This window comes from Actinomadura bangladeshensis, from assembly GCF_004348335.1.
Classification (GTDB): Bacteria; Actinomycetota; Actinomycetes; order Streptosporangiales; family Streptosporangiaceae; genus Spirillospora; species Spirillospora bangladeshensis.
Genome location: NZ_SMJW01000065.1, coordinates 1 through 21,919 on the forward strand (window position 1 = coordinate 1; position 21,919 = coordinate 21,919).

Consider the following 21,919-nt stretch of genomic DNA (forward strand, 5'->3'; position numbering starts at 1 on the left):
GGGGCGGGGGGACGGGATCATGAGGGTGGTGCGCTCTTCGGCGGTCAGGTCGCGGAAGACGCGGGTGCGGGCGCGCTCGACCAGGGCGGCGCCGTCGGTGACGGCCTCCCAGGTGCGGACGGTGCGGTCGCCGGAGGCGGTGGCGATGCGGGTGCCGTCCGGCGACCAGCTCACATCCCAGATGAGGTCGTCGTGGACGGCCGCGACGCACAGCTCCCTGCCGGTCAGCGCGTCCCACAGCCGGACGGTCCGGTCACCGGACGCGGTCGCGAGGACCCGGCCGCCCGGCGACCACGCGAGCGACCAGAGCCAGCCGTCGTGCCCGGACAGGACGGACACCTCCGTCCCCTCCGCCGCGTCCCACACCCGGACCCCGCGGTCGCCGGAGAGGGCCGCGATGTGCGCGCCGTCCGGCGACCAGGCCACGGCCCTGACGGCGCCCTGCGGCACGGTCAGCGCCGTGACGCGCAGGCCCGTCCGCGGCTCCCAGATGAGGACCGCGCCGTCCTGCGACCCGGAGGCGATCCGCTCGCCGTCCGGTGACCAGGAGACGGCGCGGACGGTGTCCTCGTGGCCGCGCAGGACGAGCGGCGCGGAGCCGTCGCGGTCCTGGAGCCGGATCGTGCGGTCGTCGGACGCGCTGGCCAGCCGGGTGCCGTCCGGCGACCACGCCACCGCCCGCACGCGGTCGGCGTGCTCGGACAGGACGCTCTCCTGCGCGCCGTCCGCCGTCCAGACGCGCACGGTGCGGTCGCGGGAGGCCGTCGCGAGGCGGGTGCCGTCGGGCGACCAGGCCACGTCCCAGATCTCGTCGGTGTGCCCGCGCAGGACGCGCGGGCCGCCGTCGGCCCAGATCCGGGCGGTTCCGTCGTGGGAGGCGGAGACGATCCCGCCCGCCGACCAGTCGACCGCCGACACGGCGCGCTCGTGGCCGCGCAGCACCGCGAGCTCGGCGGCGCGGTCGGCGTCCCAGAACCGGACGGTCCGGTCGTTGGACCCGCTGGCGAGGCGGGCGCCGTCCGGCGACCAGGCCACCGCGCGCAGCGCCTCCCCGTGCCCGCGGAACACCGCCAGCTCGGTGCCCTCCGCGGCGGACCACAGCCGGATGGTCCGGTCATGGGACGCGGTGGCGAGGCGGGCGCCGTCCGGCGACCAGGCGACGCCCCACACGATGTCGCCGTGCCCGGTCAGCACCGGCGCGGACCTGCCGGTCGCCACGTCCCACACGCGCGCCGTCCGGTCGTAGGAGCCGCTGGCCAGGCGGGTGCCGTCCGGTGACCAGGCGGCCGTGCGGACGGTGTCGTCGTGGCCTTCCAGCACGACGACCGTCAGGCCCGCCGCCGCGTCCCAGATCCGGATCGTGTGGTCGTCGGACGCGCTGGCCAGGCGGGTGCCGTCGGGCGACCAGGCCACGTCGCGGACCCATCCCCCGTGGCCGCTCAGCGTGGCCTCGGCCGCCCCGGACTCGGCGTCCCAGATCTTCACGTCGCCGTCGCGGGACGCGGAGGCGAGGCGGTGGCCGTCCGGCGACCAGGTCACGCCCCACACCATGTCGCGGTGGCCGCGCAGGAGGCCGGTCCGGGCGTGGGCGGCGGCGTCCCACACGCGGACGGTGCCGTCGTCGGACGCCGACGCGAGCCGCAGGCCGTCCGGCGACCAGGCGATCGACACGACCGGGGCCTCGTGCCCGCGCAGCACCGCGACCTCGCCGCCGGCCGCATCCCAGATGCGGACCGTCCGGTCCGAGGACGCCGTCGCCACCCGCGCGCCGTCCGGCGACCAGGCCACCGACCAGATCCGGTCCTGGTGGCCGCGCAGGACGCCCCGCACCCGCGACACCGCGAGCGCCGACGACAGCGCGCGGCGGGCCAGCGGCGTCGGGGCGCACTCCTCGTGCGCGGCGAGGGCGAGCAGCAGGCTGTGCTCGGGGTCGGTCCGGAAGACGGTGAGCGCCTGCCGGGCGATGGAGTCGGCGAGCCGCCGCATCGCGACGCCGTCGGAGCGGTGCGAGATCTCGACGAACTCGGTGACGAGCGGTTCGGCGGCGGCGAGGCCGTCGGCCTCGGCGAGCCACTTGCGAGCGGCGGCGAGGCGCTCGCCGCGCAGGAGGTACGCCTCCTGGCGGCCGTAGCGGTCCCATTCGGCGGCCCACTGCGCCAGGTCGGCGAGCCGGCGGAGCGTCTCGGCGTGCAGCGCGATCGTCTGCCGCAGCGGCGCCCACGCGGAGAACAGCGCCTCGTGCGAGACGTCGAACACCGCCTGGTCGCCGTCCTCGCCGCTGGTGCACAGCCGCTCGCGGACGAACGCGTCCACGACCCGCCGGGCCGCGTCGTCCAGCTCGGTCGCGGGCACTCTGCGCCGCGTCGGGCGCCCCTCGGTGAACTTGACGAACTTCAGCAGCGTCTCCAGGACGGGCGGCGCCGGGTCGAGGGTCTCCAGTTCCCGCAGGACGCGGTCGGCGCGGCGGGTGAGCGCGCCGTCCACGCCGCCGGTCCGGCGGTAGTCCTCGGCGGTGGCGACGCCGTCCCGTCCGACGCGCAGGTACAGCTCGTGGAGCAGGTAGGCGAGCAGCGGCAGCGCCGTCCCGTCGCCGGTGTCGTCGGCCATCTGCGCGACCAGCTCCGGCGGCTCGAACGTGATGCCCGCCCGGCGCGCCGGCTCCCGGATCACCGTCCGCAGCGCCTCCCGGTCGAGCGCGGAGACCGTGAACGGATGGCGGAACAGCCCGGCGGACGCGCCGCTCAGGAACGCGGTGAGGAACTCGGCGCGGAACACGAACACGACCCACAGCCTGGTGTCGGCGTCCAGCGCGTCCTGGAGCATGCGCAGGAAGGCGTCGCGGTCGCCGTCCGATGTGAGCGTCAGCAGCTCCTCGGCCTGGTCGACGACGATCAGCGCCGACCGGTTCCGCCGTCCCCGCCGGAGCGCGCCGACGTGCCGGCCCAGCTCGGCGGGCGCGTCGCGCAGCCGGTCCGCGATCTCCTCGGCGTCGGGCTCGCCGAGGGCGTCGGCGAGCCGGTAGGCGAGGCCGGCGAACGGGTCGTCCTCGGGGGTCAGCGGCGGCAGCACCACCCAGCGCCGCTGCTGGTGGAGGCGGGGCAGCAGCCCGGCGTACAGCAGCGACGACTTCCCGACCCCGGACGGACCGGTCACCGCGATCGACCGCGGCTCGCCGCCCGGCCGCAGCCGCTCGATCAGCTCCTGGATCTCGGCGTCGCGTCCGAAGAAGACGCCGTCGTCCTCCTCGGTGAAGGCGTCCAGGCCCGGGTACGGCGACCGGCCGGCGGCGGACGCCCACGCCGGCCGGGCCAGGCTCCGCCGCTCCTGCCCCTTCTCCCACGCGAGGACGAGCGGGATCAGCAGCATGCACAGGATGATGACGGGAAGTGCCCATTTTTGAACTACATGAGTGGTTTGTGGCGAAACCTGCAATGCCAGCCCGAGCAGCGCCACCAGCAGGATCATCAGATACCCGGGAAATACCGGCCCCTGCCGACGACGCATGCACCATCCTCCGAATCCCGCGGACCGCCGTCCATGCTATGGGCCCCTCCATTCCGGCCTGTGAACGGCCGGACGAAATGCCGCCCCCTTTCCGGACATGTGGAGTGTGTTAGGCCAGTTCACCGCGCCCATGGCGCGCGAGGAGAGGAGAAGGCTTGCCGTCCACCTTGGAGGACCCCCATCCACCCGGCGACCGGCGGCGGCGCTTCGAGGAGGTCTACGCGGCCCACCGCGCCCAGATCCTCGGCTACGCGCTGCGCCGGACCAGCGACCCGCAGGACGCCGCCGACGTCCTCGCCGAGACGTTCCTGACGGCGTGGCGGCGGCTCGACGACGTCCCGCCGGGCGAGCAGGCGCGGCTGTGGCTGTACGGGGTGGCGCGCCGGGTGCTCGCCAACCACCACCGGGGCGAGCGCCGCCGCTCCGCGCTGGCCGCCGACCTCGGCTCCCTGCTCCGGGACGCGCCGGCCGTCCGGGAGGCCGGCGACATGGCGCACGTCGCCGCCGCGTTCCGGAGCCTGCCGGACCGCGACCGGGAACTGCTGTCCCTGGTCGGCTGGGAGGGGCTGGACCACGGCGAGATCGCGACCGTCCTCGGCTGCTCCCGCAACGCCGTGCGGATCCGCGTGCACCGCGCCCGCCGCCGCTTCGCCCGCGCGCTGCACCGCGCCGAGGCGCCCGTCCTGCCGACCACCGCCCGAACCCCGAACGGAGAACCCGCATGAACCGCGACATCGACCCCATGATCGGCGCGCTGGCCACCGTCACCGACGAGCGCGCCGCCGGCCTGCTGCCGCCCGACGCCGCCGCCCGCCTGGCCGACCGCATCACCGCGACCACCGCCGACCCGGCCCCGGCGGCGTCCCGCAGGCGGCGCACCCCGCTGCTGACCGTCGGCCTCCCCCTCGCCACGGCGGGCCTGGCCTGCACCGCCGTCGCGGTGGCCGTCCTCGCCTCGGACGGCGAACCGCAGCGTCCACCGGCCGCCGTCACCACCCAGCCGAGCCCGAACGTCTCGCTCGTGGCGGCGCTGTCGTTCACGCGCAAGGGCGACCACATCGACGTGAAGGTCCGCGACCCCCTCGCCGACCCGCAGCGCTACAAGGAGGAGTTCGCCCAGCACGGCCTCAAGGTCAAGCTCTCCCTCGTCCCGGGATCGCCGTCCATCGTCGGCACCGTGGTCATGATGGACACGAGCGGCGGCACGAAGCCGAACGACGTCAGGACCATCACCGCCAAGGGCGAGTGCGAGACCGGCGGCGGAGGCGACGTCTGCCCGGTCGGCGTCCGCATCCGCACCGACTACGAGGGCACCGCCGAGATCGTCTTCGCCCGCGCCGCCCGTCCGGGCGAGCAGTACTCCAGCAGCGCCCCGGTCACGGCGCCGGGCGAGGCGATGCACGGCATGACCTTCCGCGGCCACCGCGTGGGCGAGGTACTGGCCGCCCTGAAGAAGCGCCATGTCTCAGTGCCCGAGTACCGCCACGAGGTCGGAAACGAGAGCAAGGCCCTGACCCCGGGCCAAGTCCCGGAGTCGTGGTACGTCCACGACGCGGTGCCGTGGGCCGAGAACCAGGTCCTCCTCTTCGTGGGCAGCACCCCCAAGGAGCAGCCCGCACCGGCCCCGGCTCTCCCCGGCCAGGGCCTGCCTCGCTGACGGTTCAATCGCCCTGGCTGAGGGCGAGGGTGTCGAGGGCCGCGTAGGTGCCGGTGATCGCGACCAGGGCGGCTATCGAGCCGCGCGGGACGTCGCCGCGGGCCAGGTGGACCAGGCCCGCGGCGGTGTCGCACGCGTCCACCAGCAGGCAGAGCCGCCACCACCGGCGCCGCGTCGCCGGGTCGCTCATCAGGTAGCCAGCGCCGAGCGCGACAGCGCGGCTGCCGAAAACGCGGATGAGGTAACGGAGCTCGGGGGTGTCCCGGGAGCCCATGCCCGCCAGCTTCAGGTTGAGGCCGGGCGCCGCGAGCGCCAGCGTCCCCCAGGCGACCCGGCCGCCCGCCAACATCTCCAGTGCGCGTTCCATACCGCCGACCCTGCCAAACCCGCCGGCGCGAATCGATTACCTCTGAGGTAATCCGAAGAGGGCCGCCGAGACTTGACACATCCTGCGACACGACAACGGTCACCGCCCCCTTTCGTGGCGGTGCAGCGGACCGGTCACCTATTGATCAGAAGTTCGGGGGAGATCGCCGCAGCGTTCACACGTGCGACTTGCCGGCTCCGATCCCCTCTCCGGGCAGGAACCACAGGAAGGACAGATGTAACTACTGGACCGTGTCCAGCACGGCGCCGCGAGAAGGTCCTGCGAGAAGATCATGTCGAGTCGGTCTCCGTCGCCTCCGACCTGTTCGGCGAGGCCCGGCGCGGCCAGGACTGCATAGGGCTGGGAACATGATAGGCAGCGCCGAGTCTCCCAAACCGCGCCGCACTGGCATGAGCAACGGTAGGTGTCGCCGTCCCGCGCCGTGAAAGCTCGCTCCGAGGCTTTGCGATGGCATATCGGGCAGTAGGCGAGACTTGCGACCGTCTGGATCGCGTCGGACAAGTCAGTACGCAGCTTCTCCAACTCCTGCTTGTTATCGCCGTGCCGCCGGGCCGTGTCCGTGCGGGTCCGGAGGTTGCTCAGTTTCGTTGGCAATTTCTCCAGGTCGTACTCTTGCGGCAGGCCGGCGACGACCACCTGCCCCGCTTCCCATCTGATCCAGGTGAAATGCCGGGCGAGGATCTCGGCTTGCGGCACCCGGCACGTTACGCGCACCGGATACGAGAGGAGAATGTGACCATCGATCGCGTTGCGAAGCAACCTGGCCATACGGCTGACACTGCCGAGGTCGGACGGGCTGACGGGCACCATGGCCGGATGGCTTCCCATCCCGCTCGACGTGTGGACTCGTAGGCGGAGTGAGCCCGGCAGCCTCGTGCGCTCGGCAGCCTCGCCGGGATAGACGACGGCCCGCGCCTCGTCGTCGCCGCCCCTGAGGGTGTCGAGCGCTCGTATCAGGCCCGCGTTGTCATCAGTAGCACCTGTCAGTGCATGAGGCAACGGCACGATCCGCAAGATCGGCACCCCACCGACCCGTAGCACGATGGTGTCGTCGCCGTTTGGTTCGAGAGCAACGACTTGCCCCGCATGCCGGTACTGAAAGCCTCCCTCGGGAGCACGTTCTCCCTCGAGGCCGAGCTGTCTCAAAGCGCGCAAAGACAACAGAAGGACGTACCGAGCGAAGTCACCGCACCACTGGGCGAGGGCTTCATCGGGTTCGGTCTCCGCGCTCTGACGCGACTTGATCTCCGCTTGCCAGAGCCGTCGGCAATGCCGATAGTCGATATCGTTGTCCCATAGGTTGGTCGGACGCAACTGAGGAGGGCCTGTGTAGGGCCCTCGGACTCCGGTTCGCAGTTCCGAAGTGAGCAACGGGGCGAAGGCATCGCGCAACGACAGGAGATCTCCGCGGAGCTCCTCGATGCGTTGCTGGAGATCGTCCTTCTCCAGCAGATCGGCGACGAACTGATAGAGGCGCTGCTTCTCACGGTGGCCATGGCGTTGCCCGATCTCCTCCAGCAGGACCCGCGCCTGTCCCACCAGGCCATCGATCGAGTCGACCTCGGCGATGCGAGTCAAAAGGTGCTTCCACAACCGGTCCACGAGGGTCGCGATCACACGATTCTCATAGAGATCGTGGTCGGGAACCCGGACGGGGGTGAGCAGCTTGGCCGGCTCCACACCGTGCAGACGGCGCGCGGCCCAGGTCTCACTGTGCCCAGCCAGGTGGGTGACCGTTCGCCAGGTGATGCTGCGCGCTCGACTGACCGGGACGAGGACATCTTCGGCGCGAAGGCGTGTGTGCGGAGCAATACACACTTTTCGCAAGTGCGCGAACTCGGCGTGTAGCCGCTTTTCCAGCGGATGGGGGCGCAACCGGTCCGCGACACGATCGATCATCGGCGGAACGGCTGCGAGTTGTTCCAGGGAGGCGCCAGCTGTTTCGAGTTCACGCAGCCGACGGGAAATCGTTCTGACGCTCTCCATGATGACCGCCGCCGGAAGGGGAGGGCCTCCGAAATCTCCGGACCACCATCGAACACCGTCGTGCCGCAGGGCCCATCGCCCCTCAGCCCCGACAAGATACGCTCCCGGTTCTGCGTTGACGGTGCCGACGCTGTAGCCACGCTGTCCTTCAGGAATCTGGTAACGGCCCAACTGAACCGATGGGTCGCGGAGGGGGACCACCTGGCCGGTGAGCCGATCCCACATGAGGGGATGGTCGCTCAAGAGATCCCCCTCGACTTCAGCTCGGCCCGTAGGGCGCGCACCGACTTCTCCGGCCGTGTGTCCGGGAACGTCCTCCCCCAGCTCGCGATGATCTGTTCCTCAAGTGCCCGCAACTGGGTCGGCTGTATCTCGAACCGACCCGAGAGCGAACGAAGGATCTTGGTTGCGAGCAGGTGGTCGGCTGCCTCCCCCGCGGTACCGCCCGCGGCAACGGTGACCGGGACGAGCCGCTCCGCTTGGCGCCGCAGCCGGGGGCCCCACGCGGACCCGAAGTCGTCGCGCAGCCGGTCTCCCAGCTCCCGATCGAAGAAGCCGAGCACCCGGTCGGTCTCGCTCCCGTGGTGCCGCACCGCCTCGTCGAACGCCGCGTCGAGGCTCCTCATCGACATGGGTTCGACGGGCTCGGCACCGCCCGCTCCCGGGTCGAAGGCCACCGGCCTGGCGGGCAGTTCCAGGACATGGGCCCGGTCATAGGTCTTTGGGGCGAACCGGACCGTCGTCTCATCGTTGTTGGCGGTACCGATGAACCAGACGTTGTCCGGCAGCTCTAGGAAACGGCCGTCGTGGAGCAAGGCCGGTGCGGGTTCGACTTTGGCCGTCATCAGTTGCAGTCGCGCCGGTTCCGAGGGGTCGCCCGCCTTGCTTTCCAAGGCCGAGAGCAGATCGCTGAAGTACTGTTCCGGATGTGACAGGTTCATTTCATCGAGGATGACGAAGAACGGCTTGTCCTTGAACAGGGGGAGTTGTGCCTTATAGAGGGCCTGGGTGAAGCCGGTCTCGTAGAATTTGCGTTCGAACGGGTTGTAGTAGCCCATCAGATCTTGCGGGCTGCGCCATTCCGCCGCGACGGCGACGAGGTCGCACCCCGCCCCCATTACGCGCGCGAACGCCTGCGGCAGCCTCGTCTTGCCGATGCCGCTGATGCCCTGCAGCAGATGAAGCCGACTCGCCGCCAGTCCCGCAACGAAGCAGCGCAGGTCGGCCTCGGAGTAGTAGAGGTTCAGGTCCGCCGCCATCCGCGCGCGAATGCGGCCGATGAGCGTTCGCAGCTCGATGCGCGTCCGGCTCAGCTCCGGCCGACGGGCGAAGTGCTCATTCTCGTCCATGCCGGCGCAGGACGGGAAGGGTGAGCTGTTCTGCGAGTCGGCCTGCAACTCCTGCAGCTTCAGAGTCTGCTGATGGATCTCATTCGAGAGGGTCTTGTTAAGGCTTTCCAATGCCTGATTGATCATGCGCGAGTTCTCGCGCTCGATCGCCGATATCTTCGCCGTCTCGGACCGGCGTCGCAATTCAGCGTTCTCCCGGACGAGTCTCTCCCGTTCGAGCACCAGATCATGGTTGCGGGACTCGATCTCCTGAACCCGTTCCCGTTCGCTGACGGGGTGGGCGGCTGCGGCCGCGTGGAGTTCGGCATTGCGCGCACGCAGCCGGTTCAGCTCTGCCATGACCTCCGTAGCCGTGAGCTCACCGAATTCGAGCGTGGCGGTCTCCTGCTCGGCGAGCTTCTCCGCCCTGACCTGCGCGAGTTCCTTGATCTTCTCGTACCGCTGCCGCCATTCCAGGATCTCCTGCTCGGCCGCCTCCAGCTGGGCCCGCCACTCCCGCCGCCGGCTTTTGATGCCGTCGGCCACCTGCTGGTCCAGGAACTCTTCCCTGGCGGTGGCGTGACGCCGCATCCGCTCAAGTTCGCGCCGCGTCTTCTCCAGCTCGGCGACCCGCTCCGCAAGCGCCCGCTCGCGCGACGAGAGATCGTCCTCAGTGGCCGCGAACCGTTCAGCAGCGCGCTTCTCGCGCTCCTCCAGCTCACGGTCGAAGGCCGACCTGCGCTCGTCCATCTCACGGCGAAGGCGCGCCAGCTGCTCGTGCCGCATCTCCGCGAAACCGCCCTTGGCCTCCTCCTCCTGCTGGAGAACCTGCCCCGCGCGCTCGGCGACCGACTTCTCCCGTTCGCTCAGTGCCGCCTTGCGCTGCTCGAATTCGGCGACCTCCGCAGCATGGGCGCTACGCTTCTCGGCCAGTTGCTCAGCACGCTGTTCCAGTTGCTGATGCCGCACCTGGTACTTCTTTTCCAGCTCGGCTTTCGCGGTGGCCAGCTGGGTCTCGCGCCGCTCAGCCAGCGTCCGCGCGCGTTCGGCCTGGGCGATGGCGGTCCGCAGGCGATCGGCATCGATCTTGCCGGTCACCCCTGTTCCGGACGGCGCCGGCTCGGCCTCGTCCACGGCACTCTCGTCCGGCTCCTCAACGTGAGTCGCCTGCTCCGCCGTCAGTACTTCCGCCGCCTTCTGAACCAGCTCGTCCACGGACACTGAGGCCCCCGCCGCGCGACCCCCGGCCTTCGATTTGCCGGCAGGCTGACCCTTCGCGCTCCTATTGCGTTTGTTCGGCATCTCTATCCGTTCCTCTCGTTGGTGGGCGCGGGGAGGGCGACAAGGAGCCGTGCGGCCTCCAGGGCGAGCGAGCGGCACCATTCGACATCGCCCTCGACCGTGGCGTCCCGCTCGGCATGCGAGCCGCGATTGCGCAGGTCCCCAAGCTGCACCAGATCGGCCGGCAGGGTGGGACGCCGTTCGGCGAGGTCACATAGCGGGTGGTGGCCGCAGTGCGGGCTCGCAGGGTCCGCCGCGGCCACGAGCAGGTAGCCGACGAGGCCGTTAACGAACGCCCTGCTGGTGTCCACGGCTTCTCGACCCGCACGGATTCGCCCCGGATACCTGCGGACATCGTCCAGCAGCCTGCCGCCGAGGAATCTGCCCGGCAGCGAGCTGAACCCGAGCTTCTCCGCCGCGGTCTGAAGCGCGGCCTTGACGACAGCGGACGGTGCCGGAGCCGCACCGCCGTCCCAACTCGGTTCGGCGGGCACCGGATATTCGTCCACCAGCAGGCGGAAAAGGTGCTCGTAGAGCCGGTAAGCCGTACGGGCGACGCTCTCGATGCCGGCCTCGCCGCCGCGCGCCGCAGAATCCTCCAGGTCCACGAGAAGCCCGAGCGCCTGCGGGCGCCTGCGCAGTTCCTGCCCGAGCGTCTGCACGAGCCTTCGTTCCGCGTTCGCCCGGACTCCGGCCCCTGCGACCCGATAGGCAGCTCGCTGCCGCTCTTCCGTCGACTCGGCGAATCTCACGACCCGTTCCGCCACGCCCGCATCGTCCTTGACGCGTTCGGACAGTAGTCGCTGCACCAGCGGGTTCGGGTCCAGCCCGAAGGGATCTGCGGTCCTCCATCCGCCTGTCTCGGTGTCCTTCCCATGTAGCCACACCAGCAGGTACTCCTCCATCGGCCGACCGATGTCGAGCACCCGGTGCACAGCCGGGTCGGAGGTGAGGGTCAGCTCCGTGGTGAGCGCCTGCAGATCCTCCTCGGCGAGGTGGGCGGCCGGCTGCCGGTGTCCGCGGGCGTCGGCGAAGCGGGCGGCGCGGTGCGCGAGCGCCGCCTGCCGGTGCGCGCCCACGGCCTCGATGATCTCCTGCGCGGTCGGTGGCCGGACGGTCCCGGGGGCGACCGGGCAGTCCAGAACATGAGCCGTCACCCACCGCGCCTCACCCGCGGTGTTCAGGCGCAGGCGAGCCTGTTCCCCATCGACGCGCCGGACCTGCTGGTAGGTCAGCCCATCGGTGGTCCTCGGCCACATGCGCTTGGTCGCGGGGTCCTGGAAGACGTGGGTGACGACCAACTCGGGTTCCTCTCCCACCCTGCTGGTGCGGAGCGTCTCCAGTCCGGCCTTGGTCGGCACGTTGCTCTTGTCGAGCTTCCCGGCCTCACGCAGCCCTCTCACGACATGGGCGCACAGCTCCACGTCCTGGTGGATGCGCGCGGCGATGTCGGGCGGATGCCGCGCACCGCCCTGGCACAGTGCCAACACGACCTTCTCGATGATGTTGAGATGGCGAACCTTGATGACCGGCGCGGTGACCTTGTAGACGAGCACCGGCCAGCACAGGAACAATTGCTCGCCTGCATTCGGGGGCCGGGACGGCTGCAGGACGCCGCGGCGGATCTCGAACATGTCAGCTCCGCTCCCCCAGCAGGATCCCCGACATCGATCCCGGCGAGCAGAGTGCCCGGAAGTCAGCGAAGGGCCGTACACCGGGCGGTGCCGCCCTGTTCGTGAACATGGCATCGTCCCCTACTACGACCAGCAGCCGCTGCTGCCGGCTCATCGCCACGCACAACCGGTTTGGCAGCAGCAGGTGCCCGTAGGCGCGTTTGACCCACCGCTCGTAGCGCGGGCGAGGATTTTCCGCGTCCGCTTCCTCCGGCGCGAATTCGGGGATCGGGCTTGATCGGGTGGTGGAAAGAAAGACGACGTCGAATTCCTTTCCCTGGAACGCGTCGACGGTCCCTACATGCAGCCGGTCGCCGACCTCGTCAGCCGTCCGGTACCCGGCCCCCTCCGGTTCCGCCAGCCCCACCCGGACCAGTTCCTCCCAAATCAGCCGGACCTGCGCGCTGTAGAAGGAGATCACGCCGAACGTCAGGTCCGGCCGGGCGAGGACGTGGCGCCGCAGCTCCGCCGCGACAACGCGAGCCTCCACGGGGCGGGCCTTGCTTTTCCCAGCGTGTTCTCCGCCCGCCGAATGGGGGACGTTGAGCCAGGCGGCCGGACGCTCCTGATAGCCGTCCAGGTCGTGGGTGAAGCCGTCCGTACCCCGAGGCGACTTCAGATCGCCACCGTAAAAGTGCTTTCCGACGAAGTCACCCAGGACGGAATGCATGCGGTACTGGTCATTGAGCCGGACGGCTCTGCGGCCCCCCGTATCCTGCTCGTGCAGCAGCGTGAACATACGCCCGAACAGACTTTCCTGGAGCATGGCGAGAATGCTGTCCTCGCCGATGCGCAGCTCCCGCTCCACATCCGGTTCCAGCATGTGCGGAAGCTGGTTCTGGTCACCGACGAGAATGACGCGGCGCGCGGCGAGCGTCAGCGGGATCAGCAGGTCCAGCGGATTCGCGCGGGCGGCCTCGTCCACGATCACGGTGTCGAAGAGCGATTCCTCGTCCTTGGCCTCCCGGACGGCCCGGGAGTCGGCCTGCTGGCAGGTCGCCGCCAGCGATGTCGTGTAGAGCCGCAGGGTCGCCATGACGGCTTCGGGGTCGCCTTCGAGCTCATCGAGGAACTCCACGAGGGCGGACTCGACACCCTCCGCGTCGGCCCCACGCCGTGCTTCGAGATCCTCGATCACGTCGTTCAGCAGGTCGACGACGTCCTCGCGGACCGCGGGGCGGACGAGCCTGTCCGCGCCACCGGTCAACCTGTCCAGGAGTTGGTCACGTGCCTCCGCCAGGTCACCGAGGAAACCCGGCGGCTCGGCAGCGGTCCAGTCGGCAGCCCGTTCGATGAGGTCCAGGTGCGTCTCGTCCCCCACCGCAAGCTGACGCAGATGCTGCAAGGCCGTCGCCGCCATCTGAGGGCCGTCATCGGTGAAGGCCACCGGAACACACCGGATGCCGCGGACTGCCCGCAGCGTGCTCTCCCTCCGGCTGTCGGCTCGGAACGTCGCGCTTCTTTCGGCCGTCCGCAGTTCCATGCCCAGCGCTTCGAGCCTCTCCCGAAGCGGATCGGACACGAGTCCGTCGACGATTCCGGCGACCTCGCCGACGACTTGGGCGAGGTCCTCGGCCGCCACTGGCGAGGCGCAATAGGCGGCGGTCCTGCGCGCGACCAGGCGGATGGCCGCCGCCAGGCGTCCCTCCGCGGTGCCGGACAGGTCCCGTTTGAGTGCAGTGATCGTCTCAGTCCGCCACCGCTCGATGTGAGCGGTCGACCCCCGATCCTGAGAGTCGATCTTGAGGGCGGGGAGTCCGCGGACCGTCGAGCGCTCGACCAGGTTGTCGACCGCCGCGTGCTGGTAGCTCGTCAGCAGCATGCTGCGACTGACCACCGCCGAGCGGCGGCGCTCCTCGGCGAGCCGTACCTGGAGCGCCGCGATGAGCTGGGTCTTGCCCGTGCCCGGCGGCCCCTGGATCACCGCGACGTCGGGAGTGTTCAGCGCCGTCTCCAGGGCGAGCTTCTGCATCTCGTTCGGCGGCTTCTTGAAGCATTTCGCGGCCGCCTCGGACATCGGCGGGATCCTCCGGCCCGGCTCCTTGCCGCGCTCAGGAATGCCCTGCAGCAACAACAGCAGTTGCGGCAACGGCACGTGTCCGTTCAACAACCGTCTCAGCGCTCGCTGCCGGCGCTCCAGACGTCGACGGTCGCCCCATACCGCGATGTGCAGGAAGCCTTGGCGCGGCGGATGCGCACCCCGGTCGGTCCGTTCCTCCTGGCTTCGGTGACGCCGCACCATGCGAATGTCCACGACACCCGAAGAAGCATCCATGTGCAGGACGGTCCCGACCTCGTTGCCATGTGCCAGATCTTGTTCCAGCAGGCCCCCGGGCTCCGCTGTTCTGGCGGCCCCACCAAGAGCCTCCGGCAGTTCCGTCGCGCATTCCAACTGCACTTCCTGGCCTGCGTCCAACTCGTCGTGGATCCGTTGGAACGCTTTGCCGTCACCTACGACGGTGAACCGGATGATGTCCTCGGCGTCGTCGAGGTAACTCCAACCCGAGTACTGGAGATGTCCGTAGTCCGCCATCCGGCGCAGCCCCTGCCGGTTCTCCATCTCGTGGTAACGCTGCCACAGGGCCAGGAACGTCCTGTCACGCTCATCACCCTTGAACCGCGTGAGCTCATCACGCATGGCATGCCGTAGCCGGGTCTTGACGGTGGCGTCGAACAATTCCACGTCGGCGTGGACGATCGCGACCCGGTCCCCGTCACGTACCGGAGAGGCATCCCTGTGCACGGCCTCCAGACGCCATTCGCCATCACTTTTGCTCAACTGGGCCGCGATACCGTCGCCGCGCAACCGGACCGAGATCGGTCCAGCCCCATCCTGACCGGGCGCGAGGATGGCGATCAGCCGCCGGGGACCGGCCGACGACGGAAACGTCAACTGCCGGCTGAGCCACTCCAGAAGCCGGTGGACACCTCGCACGTTGTTCGCACCGGCGATTCTGCGGACGGCCCGCAGGGCGACTTCGTCGACCCCGACACGCAGGCCACCCCAGTGATAACGGCCCGCAAGCTCGTAGATTCCGAGACGGATCCATCCGCCAGTGGCGTCGATCTCTTTCACGAACGCGGCGACGTGCCCGTCCTCGCTGATCAATGAGAAGAGGGCGTCGTTGTCCGCGTCGCCGCGCCCACGCGCGAGGTACTCGTGCTCCGCCCCGTCATGGCCGTGCTGAGTGACCGTGATCGTGGGACCGATGCGGACCAGGCTGATCTCACGGCCGATCAGACCGTCTGTGGGAACCCCGGACGGCAGTTCCACCCAGGCGAACTCTGGCGGTACCGGCAGCGCGCCGGCAAGGCGATCCGGCTCTGTCTCCTGCTGGGCCGCGTTCATCGGGCACCCTGCCGCGACCGCAAGAGCCGCAGGAAACGGTGGGGTTCATCTGGAGGCCCGAAGTGGATGCTCCATTGGCCGGTCTCGTCCATGTCGATCGGCCAGATGTCCCCGGTGCCGAGTGGAATGCTCCGGTGCATGATCCGGTCGACCATTCTCGTCGGGTGCCGGCCGACTCGTTGGACGGTCACCCGAGCACGGCCGTCCCAGTCAAGCTGCACCACGGGCTCACCAGGATCGATCGGAAGGTCGGCCGGCCCTCGATCAAGGTGGAGCACAGCCGTCCGTGCGCGTACGGTCTGCGCTTGCCGCGGGCTGAGAAGCAGAGACAGAAGCCTGTCGGTCTCGCACTCGCCGTCGGTGCCGGGAACGCATCCTGCCGGGAGTCGGCCGTGGACGTCGCAGCGCAGAATCGGAGGTCGTTCACGGCCGCACCAGGGACACCTGGCCTCCGCACCGTGGTAGGTGGAAGCGCAGTCGGGGCAGGGCACCATCAGAAGCGCCGCTTGATGCAGCTTGTCGTGCCACTCTTCCATCCCGGGCCGCCGTGCGGGACGGCGCAATCCGTCCTCGAAGGTGCGCCGGGCAAGCGTCTGAAGTCCGCGGGTCAGCACCGTGGGACGGGCAAGCCCGAGGCTGCTTCGGTTTCCGTCGTCGCTGCTGTGGTCGATCCAGGGAAGCCTTCCGGCGAACGCGGCCTCCTCCAGCCGCTCCGGATCCGCATAGACGGCATCTCCCTGGAACGGGTGTACCAACGTGAGGATTTCGAACGCGAGGACGGCGAACGAGTACACGTCCGTGAGACTGTCTTGACCGGCATGGTCGTCGACCACTTCCGGCGCACCGTAACCGCGGGTGAAGTAGACCGGCTCTCCTCCGCCCGATTCCACGGACAGATTGTCGGGGTCGATGAGCCACACCTGGTCATGGCCGCTGTTCGCCGACACGAGGACGTTGCCCGGTGAGATGTCGCCATAGGCCAGACCTCTGGCGTGCAGGCGCGCGAACGCCTCGGCGGCGAGTGCCAGCAGGCGCAGCCGCCGCGCGAGGCCGCCCGTCCTGACGAACCAATCCTTGACGTCGGCTTCGGGCGCGGCCAACGATCCCAGGTTGGTCATGGCGTCCAGAAGTTCCATCGTGTAACCGACGTGGTCACCGGTGAGCAGGGAGAGGGGTCGGGCGATCGGGATGCCCGCCAGGTCGTATCGGCGGACGGCGGCAAGGCGGCCGCGAAGCCTGTCGGGAGCCATGCCGGTGCCGGGCTTGACGATCTTGACCGCGGCTCGGCCTCCGGTCAGCGACCAGACCGTCCCCTGACCGCCGCCACCGATCTCCTCCACCAGTTCCAGCGCCTCTCCCCGGTCATCGTGGAGGATGTCACCGGGCCGGAGGCGACGAGAACGACGCCCAGAAACCTTGTCTGCGGTGGGCACTTGTTCCCTCAGCTCGTTTCAGTCACTCAGGTCGTGCAGGTCGTCGGGGTCGAACACCGAGACGTCATCAGGCCGCGCACTGTTGACGCGGACGCTCATGCTCTGCGTGAGGTATCTGAAGATCTCCGTGACACGGCCGGCCTCTTCCGCCCGGACGACCGGGTACATCGGATCGTCCACGAAGGATTCGAGGACCCGGTAGGCACTGCTGCCCGTCTCCGGCCCGATCGCGATGGCGAGCCGCAGCGACCTGCTGCCCTGCGGGGACGCCAGCAGCCGATTCAGCTGCGTCTTCCATTCGCTGGTCGGGGCGCCATCGGAGACGAGGACGAGAGTCGGGGCGAACGCGCGCGCCGGCACCGCGCTCCCGTCCGCCAGCACCTCGGAGGCGAGGTCGAACGCCTCGCCCATGGGCGTGCCCGCCGGCCCGCCGACCGCGGACATGTCCGCCCAGCTCGCCTCGGCCGCCGGGACGAGCGGATGATGCAACGCGACCCCCGCACCGCCGAACGTGATGACGCCGACGGTGATCTCCCCGCGAGCGGAGCGTTCCCGCGCGAACGCACGGATCATGGCGCCCATCGCCGCGTTGAGCGACGTCGTCTTGCCGTCCACCGCCATGCTGCCGCTGATGTCCGCGAGGACCAGGACGGGAAGCGGACGTGGCCGCTGTACCGCGGCGAAAGGCATGCCGACGTCGTCGCTCATTGAGGCAACTCTCCCAACAATTCATCTCTTCGCATGAAGCGGTCCGATGGCGAACGTTGCAGGATTTCACCGCGTAGGGGGTCGGTCAAGGAGATTGCCGACGTTACTCACCAGTCGTGTACTGGCCTCTCGATCGTTGCTGGTCAGCCGTGCTTCGCGACCTGCTACGGACAACCGCGCCCTGTCGGCCAGTAGGCTTCCGGCCCCCGCAAGACCTTGCTCATGGACGGGGGTCGACGGTGCGCAGCAAGGTCAGCAGGCCGTTCACTGCGTCGTACTTGTCGCCGGAGAGTTCGTCTGTCGTGAAGTGCATCAGGTCGTTGCGGACTCGACGTACCTCTTCAAGGAGTTCCATGAAGAGGGCATGGTCGACATTCCAATCAAGCGCCGCCCAGCGACGCTGGTCGCGCAACAGGTAACAGTAGTTGCCGAAGGTCAAGTCGGCGGCCTGGTGAACACGGGATTTCTGGTGCTGGGGCACTGCATCCCGGAGCTGCTCCACTGAGAAGACTCTGTCAGCTGCACGCCGGAGCCTGTTCTCCGCCTCCTCCACGAGAACGAAAGGGCGAGCGAGCGTGCCGAACTGGCCGGTCAGGTCCGAAGCGGTGATGATCCCAGTTACTCGATGCTTGTCAACGTTACGAACGAAGACGAATCCCTGCTCATAGATGGGTCGGATCTGTTCCAGCAGAAGGGCGTCGTGATCGACGACCAACGCGGGCGCGATCGCGTCTTTCAGTGCCGGGTCGACTGAGGCGATATGCGCTCTACCGATCGATTCCCAGCTCACCGCACCATGGAGCGTCCCGTCCTCGTCGATCACGGCGAGTTGGGAGAACTGGCGCTTCAGCATCAAGGTCTTCGCGTGGGTGAGGGTGACCGTGCTCGGGACCGAGATCAGCGGCGCGGGCAGGCTTCCCAGCCGCAGGGTCATCGGCTGGGGGTCGGTGACATCCTCGGTGTCGTCGGTGCCTTCGGCCGTTTCCTCACGCGCGCCGGGCTCGGGAGTGACCGGTACCAGCGTGACCTCATCACTGACGGAGCCCTCCGTGAAGGGCGGCCGGGTGGTGAGGCTCTTATCCGCCAGGTCCGCTTTGATGACGTCGATCACGGCACTGGTCCGACGTTCCGAGCCCCAGTGCTCAAGGAGATTCCGGATGGTCAGTGTCCGCAGGTTGCCCGGATCGCGCGAGGCCGCGTCATCGAGAAGTTCCTCGGAACTCGTCACCTCCTCTTCGCCATCGATTCCCGGGTCGGCACCGTCTGCGGCGACCGCGGCAATGCGGCTGGCGGCGTCATTGCGCGTCAACCTGCAGACGGTGAGCAGCGACCGCAGGGTGGCACGGAGATCGGGCCTCATGACCTCCGTCGGTATGTCCCACCGAATCCAGTCGACCGTGCGGACCTGCCGGAATCCCACGGGCTCCGCACTCCGGTACTCGTAGGGGCCTGTGACGCGGCCGATGGCGTGATGTCCGGGTTTCGTCTTCAGCGGCATCACCACGAGATCGCCGTCCTGGATCTCCGTGGTGAATCTCCAGAGCTGCCCCGTCCAGTTCCCGATCACGTTGCGAGCGGCGTCGGGGTACGCGCTCCGCAGTTCGCCGCTCAACTCCGACCATGTCTGGACGCCACCGAGGTCGCCCACCTCGTTCCAGCCGACGATGGCGAGGCCCTCCTGGAGCGCGCGTGCTTCTCGCTCACCTTCTCGTCCCCCACGCACCAGCCAGGCTCGCAGCTCGCCGTCGCACCGTCGGTCTTCCATACCAGCTCACTCCAACGATGAATACGGTGAATCTTTCAGCGCTTATCGCGACAGATACCTTTGAAGTCGCAGCTTGCGCATGTATCGCACCACTCCTCTAGTTTGGGGAGGCGGTTGTCGCGCAAGGACTGGCCTGCTGTGGCCACGCGGGGGCTGAGAGAGGTCAGCATCGCGTCGTCCACCTCCTGGCGGAGGGACCTGCCGTCCTTGTCCAGGTTGTGAATCTCGACGAGGTCGGCGTCGGAACCGGTCAACTCCCGGTAGCCCAGCGCGTACATATGGAGTTGGTCGAGGGTGACGCCCTTGGTCTGGGTGTGCTCGGACGACTTGAAGTCGACGATCGAGACCTCGTCGGTGTCCAGGCGCCGGATGAGGTCGACGCGACCGGTGACGGTGACGCCGGGCGCGGGGTGGATCTCGACGGGCTGCTCGGAGTACTCGGTCTGGTGCAGCGTCGAGCCCTTCTCACGAAGGTAGCGCCGAACGGACGCGACCGCGGCAGGGCGCAACTGGTCGCGGGCCGCAGGGTTTGCGAACGGGAGGTTCAGGTGGCGGTCCACCAGATCCTCAGCCTCGGAGAGGTCCACGATGTCGCCCTTGATGGCGCGCTTGTGGATCTCCGCCATCATGTCGTGCAGGGACTTTCCGTAACCCAGTTCCTTCTGGAGCGGCGAGTCGAACCCGTAGAGCAGCCGGAGTTTGAACGAGTAGGGGCATTCGAACAGGTACTTCAGGTCGGAGAAAGAGAGCACGACGTCGGGGGTCCCGTGTTTGGGGACGGGCTTCAGCCGACCCTTGGACGCGGGTTCCTTCTCCCGGGTCAGCACCCAGTCGCTGCGCGTCGCGGCGTCGAAGAACTCGGAGGGCCGACGTCCGGTCTGCTTGCCGTTGGGGGCGAAGCTGAGCATCAGGTACTTCTGTGCGCGCGTCACCGCGACATAGAAGAGGCGGCGTTCGTCGTCGATGCCGCCCTCATAGCGGGCGGCGTCCGGGACGAGGGTCCGGTCGATGACGTGGAAGACGTTGAGGCCGCCGGCCCGGCGCATAGGGAAGGTGTTGCGGCGCAGGGCGGGAATGAAGACCGCGGGCCACTGCATGCCCTTCGCCTGGTGGACGGTCGCGATCACGACCGCGTCGGGGCGGGCGTAGCCGTTATCGCCGTCCGACTCCTCGTAGTACGCGGGGGCCTGGAACTCCACCCACTTCGCAAAGCCGTCGAACCTGCTCGGTGGCGCGACGGTCAGGTAGATCGCCTCGTAGTCGCCGATCGCGGTGGAGAAGCGCCCCAAGTTGTAGAAGACGATCTCGCCGCGGCTGCCGCCCCGACCGCGAGACGGGACCGTCTCCTCACGAAGCCCGACCTCTTCGAGGAAGCGGAGGAACACGCCCTGCAGGGTGATCGAGTCCCAGGGGCGCGAGTCGTCCCAGTCGATGGCCTCGTCGAGAACGGCGAGGCCGCGGTCGAGTGCGCGGTCGTCGCAGCCGACGTCGGCGGCGCGCCAAGCCTCGCGGACGGTGTCGGCGTCCGCGTAGCCGGCGATGTAACGGAAACAGGTGACGGCCGCCTTGACCTCGGGCGTCTCGAAAAGCTGGGTGAGCCCCTTGATGATGTACGGGATGCCGCGGCGGCGGAACTCCTCCACCAGTGGCCCGGCATCGCCCCGCACCGACCTGAACAGGACGGCGAAGTCGGCGTAGCTGAGACCGCGTTCCGGGCCGTTGGCATCATCGTGAAACGGGATGCCGAGGAGCGTCTCGATCCGGTCGGCGATCCGGCGGGCCTCCTCCTGCGAGTCGCTGAACTCCAGGGCCAGCAGGTCGCCGCGCTCGAACCTCTGGTGCCCGGACGCGACCATGGCCTTGGTCAGGCGGGCGGACGCCGGGGTCTCCTCGATGCCGGCGCGGGCGAGTTGCGTGATGGCGGGGCTGGAGCGGAAGTTGTCGTTCAGGGTGATCCGCTTGACGTCCGGGTAGCGGTTCTCGAACGTCAGGATGTTGGCCACGGCACTGCCACGCCACTGGTAGATGGTCTGGTCGTCGTCACCGACCACGCACAGGTCGGCGCCGTACTGCGTGAGACCGCGGATCAGCCTCTCCTGGACGGGGTTGATGTCCTGGTACTCGTCCACGATGACGTGCCGGATGTTCTCCCGGACGTGCTGCTGGACGGCGCCGGCGGAGGCATGTCCCTCGTCGTCCTCCAGGTAGTCGACGGCCCTCGCCAAGATCGCGGAGTAGTCGAAATAGTTGCGCTCGTTGAGGAGCGTCTCGTACGCCTCCAGCGCCTGCGCGAGGTCCGAGCGCAGCAGGCGGCGATCCACGTTGTCTTCCCGCAGGACGGACATGACCTGCTGGTATAGGCGCGAGTGCACCCATCGCCGTAGCGGCTCGCGCACTCCCCGCACGGACTTGGTTGTGGCGGTAAGCCCCGACTTGGCGCTGTACCTGTCGATGAACAGCCGGGCCTGCGGGTCGTTCAGGACGTTGAACTTGAACGCCTCGGGCGCCTGGCTGTGCAGGAGGTCGAGCGCGTAGCCGTGAATCGTGCCAATGAACATCTCGGCGAGGCCGTGCATCTCGCCGTAGCGGTCCTTGACCCTGCGGTGGACGCGTTCCGCCAGCTCGCCGGCGGCCTTCTCGGTGAAGGTGAAGGCGACGATGTTCCGAGGTTCGAGGTCCGGGCGGGCCAGCAGCGCGACGACGCGCTGGGCGATCACCTCGGTCTTGCCCGACCCGGCGCACGCCAGGACGAGCATGTTGCCGGTCTCGGCGTCTATGGCCTCCGCCTGCGAGTCCGTGAACTCCATGGCGCCCCTCCGTATGTACACAGACGATCCATCGTCTCCC

The 21,919-nt window shown here is 68.9% G+C and carries 12 protein-coding genes; 2 read left to right on the forward strand and 10 right to left on the reverse strand.

Annotated elements, in window-relative coordinates; all coding sequences use genetic code 11:
• A partial coding sequence (locus E1284_RS15195; RefSeq protein WP_131939728.1) for a WD40 repeat domain-containing protein occupies positions 1 to 3,504 on the reverse strand: 3,504 nt, incomplete at its 3' end.
• 155 nt (positions 3,505 to 3,659) lie between these two features.
• On the opposite strand from E1284_RS15195, the gene E1284_RS15200 reads away from it, so the two are divergent.
• On the forward strand, positions 3,660 to 4,229 hold the full coding sequence (locus tag E1284_RS15200; protein ID WP_243714489.1) for an RNA polymerase sigma factor: 570 nt from the start codon (positions 3,660 to 3,662) through the stop codon (positions 4,227 to 4,229).
• Positions 4,226 to 5,161 (forward strand): hypothetical protein, encoded by a 936-nt coding sequence (locus E1284_RS15205; protein WP_131939729.1) that lies wholly within the window; start codon positions 4,226 to 4,228, stop codon positions 5,159 to 5,161. The genes E1284_RS15200 and E1284_RS15205 overlap by 4 nt, the downstream gene beginning before the upstream one ends.
• Before the next feature lie 4 nt (positions 5,162 to 5,165).
• Here E1284_RS15205 and E1284_RS15210 read toward each other — a convergent pair whose 3' ends face one another.
• From E1284_RS15210 to E1284_RS15250, 9 genes are all read right to left on the reverse strand, one after another.
• Positions 5,166 to 5,528 carry a hypothetical protein gene (locus E1284_RS15210; RefSeq protein ID WP_131939730.1) on the reverse strand — a complete coding sequence of 121 codons (363 nt, stop codon included), beginning with the start codon at positions 5,526 to 5,528 and terminating at the stop codon, positions 5,166 to 5,168.
• A 138-nt stretch (positions 5,529 to 5,666) separates the two neighbouring features.
• The gene (locus tag E1284_RS15215; RefSeq protein WP_131939731.1) at positions 5,667 to 7,778 is read right to left on the reverse strand and encodes a hypothetical protein; all 2,112 of its coding nucleotides are present in this window, start codon (positions 7,776 to 7,778) and stop codon (positions 5,667 to 5,669) included.
• Complete coding sequence (locus E1284_RS15220; RefSeq protein ID WP_131939732.1) at positions 7,775 to 10,078, reverse strand: hypothetical protein; 2,304 nt, start codon at positions 10,076 to 10,078, stop codon at positions 7,775 to 7,777. The genes E1284_RS15215 and E1284_RS15220 overlap by 4 nt, the downstream gene beginning before the upstream one ends.
• A gap of 89 nt (positions 10,079 to 10,167) precedes the next feature.
• Complete coding sequence (locus E1284_RS15225) at positions 10,168 to 11,778, reverse strand: hypothetical protein (RefSeq protein ID WP_131939733.1); 1,611 nt, start codon at positions 11,776 to 11,778, stop codon at positions 10,168 to 10,170.
• Between the two features lies 1 nt (position 11,779).
• Positions 11,780 to 15,166 (reverse strand): DEAD/DEAH box helicase, encoded by a 3,387-nt coding sequence (locus E1284_RS15230; protein WP_131939734.1) that lies wholly within the window; start codon positions 15,164 to 15,166, stop codon positions 11,780 to 11,782.
• Complete coding sequence (locus E1284_RS15235; protein WP_131939735.1) at positions 15,163 to 16,599, reverse strand: protein kinase domain-containing protein; 1,437 nt, start codon at positions 16,597 to 16,599, stop codon at positions 15,163 to 15,165. Before E1284_RS15235 ends, E1284_RS15230 begins: the two co-directional genes overlap by 4 nt.
• 18 nt (positions 16,600 to 16,617) lie before the next feature.
• On the reverse strand, positions 16,618 to 17,307 hold the full coding sequence (locus E1284_RS15240; RefSeq protein ID WP_207923765.1) for a vWA domain-containing protein: 690 nt from the start codon (positions 17,305 to 17,307) through the stop codon (positions 16,618 to 16,620).
• A gap of 220 nt (positions 17,308 to 17,527) precedes the next feature.
• The gene (locus E1284_RS15245) at positions 17,528 to 19,072 is read right to left on the reverse strand and encodes a CBS domain-containing protein (RefSeq protein WP_131939736.1); all 1,545 of its coding nucleotides are present in this window, start codon (positions 19,070 to 19,072) and stop codon (positions 17,528 to 17,530) included.
• Positions 19,073 to 19,107: 35 nt separating this feature from the next.
• The gene (locus E1284_RS15250) at positions 19,108 to 21,879 is read right to left on the reverse strand and encodes an ATP-dependent helicase (RefSeq protein ID WP_131939737.1); all 2,772 of its coding nucleotides are present in this window, start codon (positions 21,877 to 21,879) and stop codon (positions 19,108 to 19,110) included.
• Positions 21,880 to 21,919: the final 40 nt, after the last annotated feature.

What these genes read in the sequence shown, in the direction of transcription:
- E1284_RS15205 (WP_131939729.1), top strand. Translation starts at nt 4,226, where the DNA reads ATGAACCGCGACATCGACCCCATGATCGGCGCGCTGGCCACCGTCACC.
- E1284_RS15210 (WP_131939730.1), bottom strand. Translation starts at nt 5,528, where the DNA reads ATGGAACGCGCACTGGAGATGTTGGCGGGCGGCCGGGTCGCCTGGGGG.
- E1284_RS15225 (WP_131939733.1), bottom strand. Translation starts at nt 11,778, where the DNA reads ATGTTCGAGATCCGCCGCGGCGTCCTGCAGCCGTCCCGGCCCCCGAAT.
- E1284_RS15230 (WP_131939734.1), bottom strand. Translation starts at nt 15,166, where the DNA reads ATGAACGCGGCCCAGCAGGAGACAGAGCCGGATCGCCTTGCCGGCGCG.
- E1284_RS15240 (WP_207923765.1), bottom strand. Translation starts at nt 17,307, where the DNA reads ATGAGCGACGACGTCGGCATGCCTTTCGCCGCGGTACAGCGGCCACGT.
- E1284_RS15245 (WP_131939736.1), bottom strand. Translation starts at nt 19,072, where the DNA reads ATGGAAGACCGACGGTGCGACGGCGAGCTGCGAGCCTGGCTGGTGCGT.
- E1284_RS15250 (WP_131939737.1), bottom strand. Translation starts at nt 21,879, where the DNA reads ATGGAGTTCACGGACTCGCAGGCGGAGGCCATAGACGCCGAGACCGGC.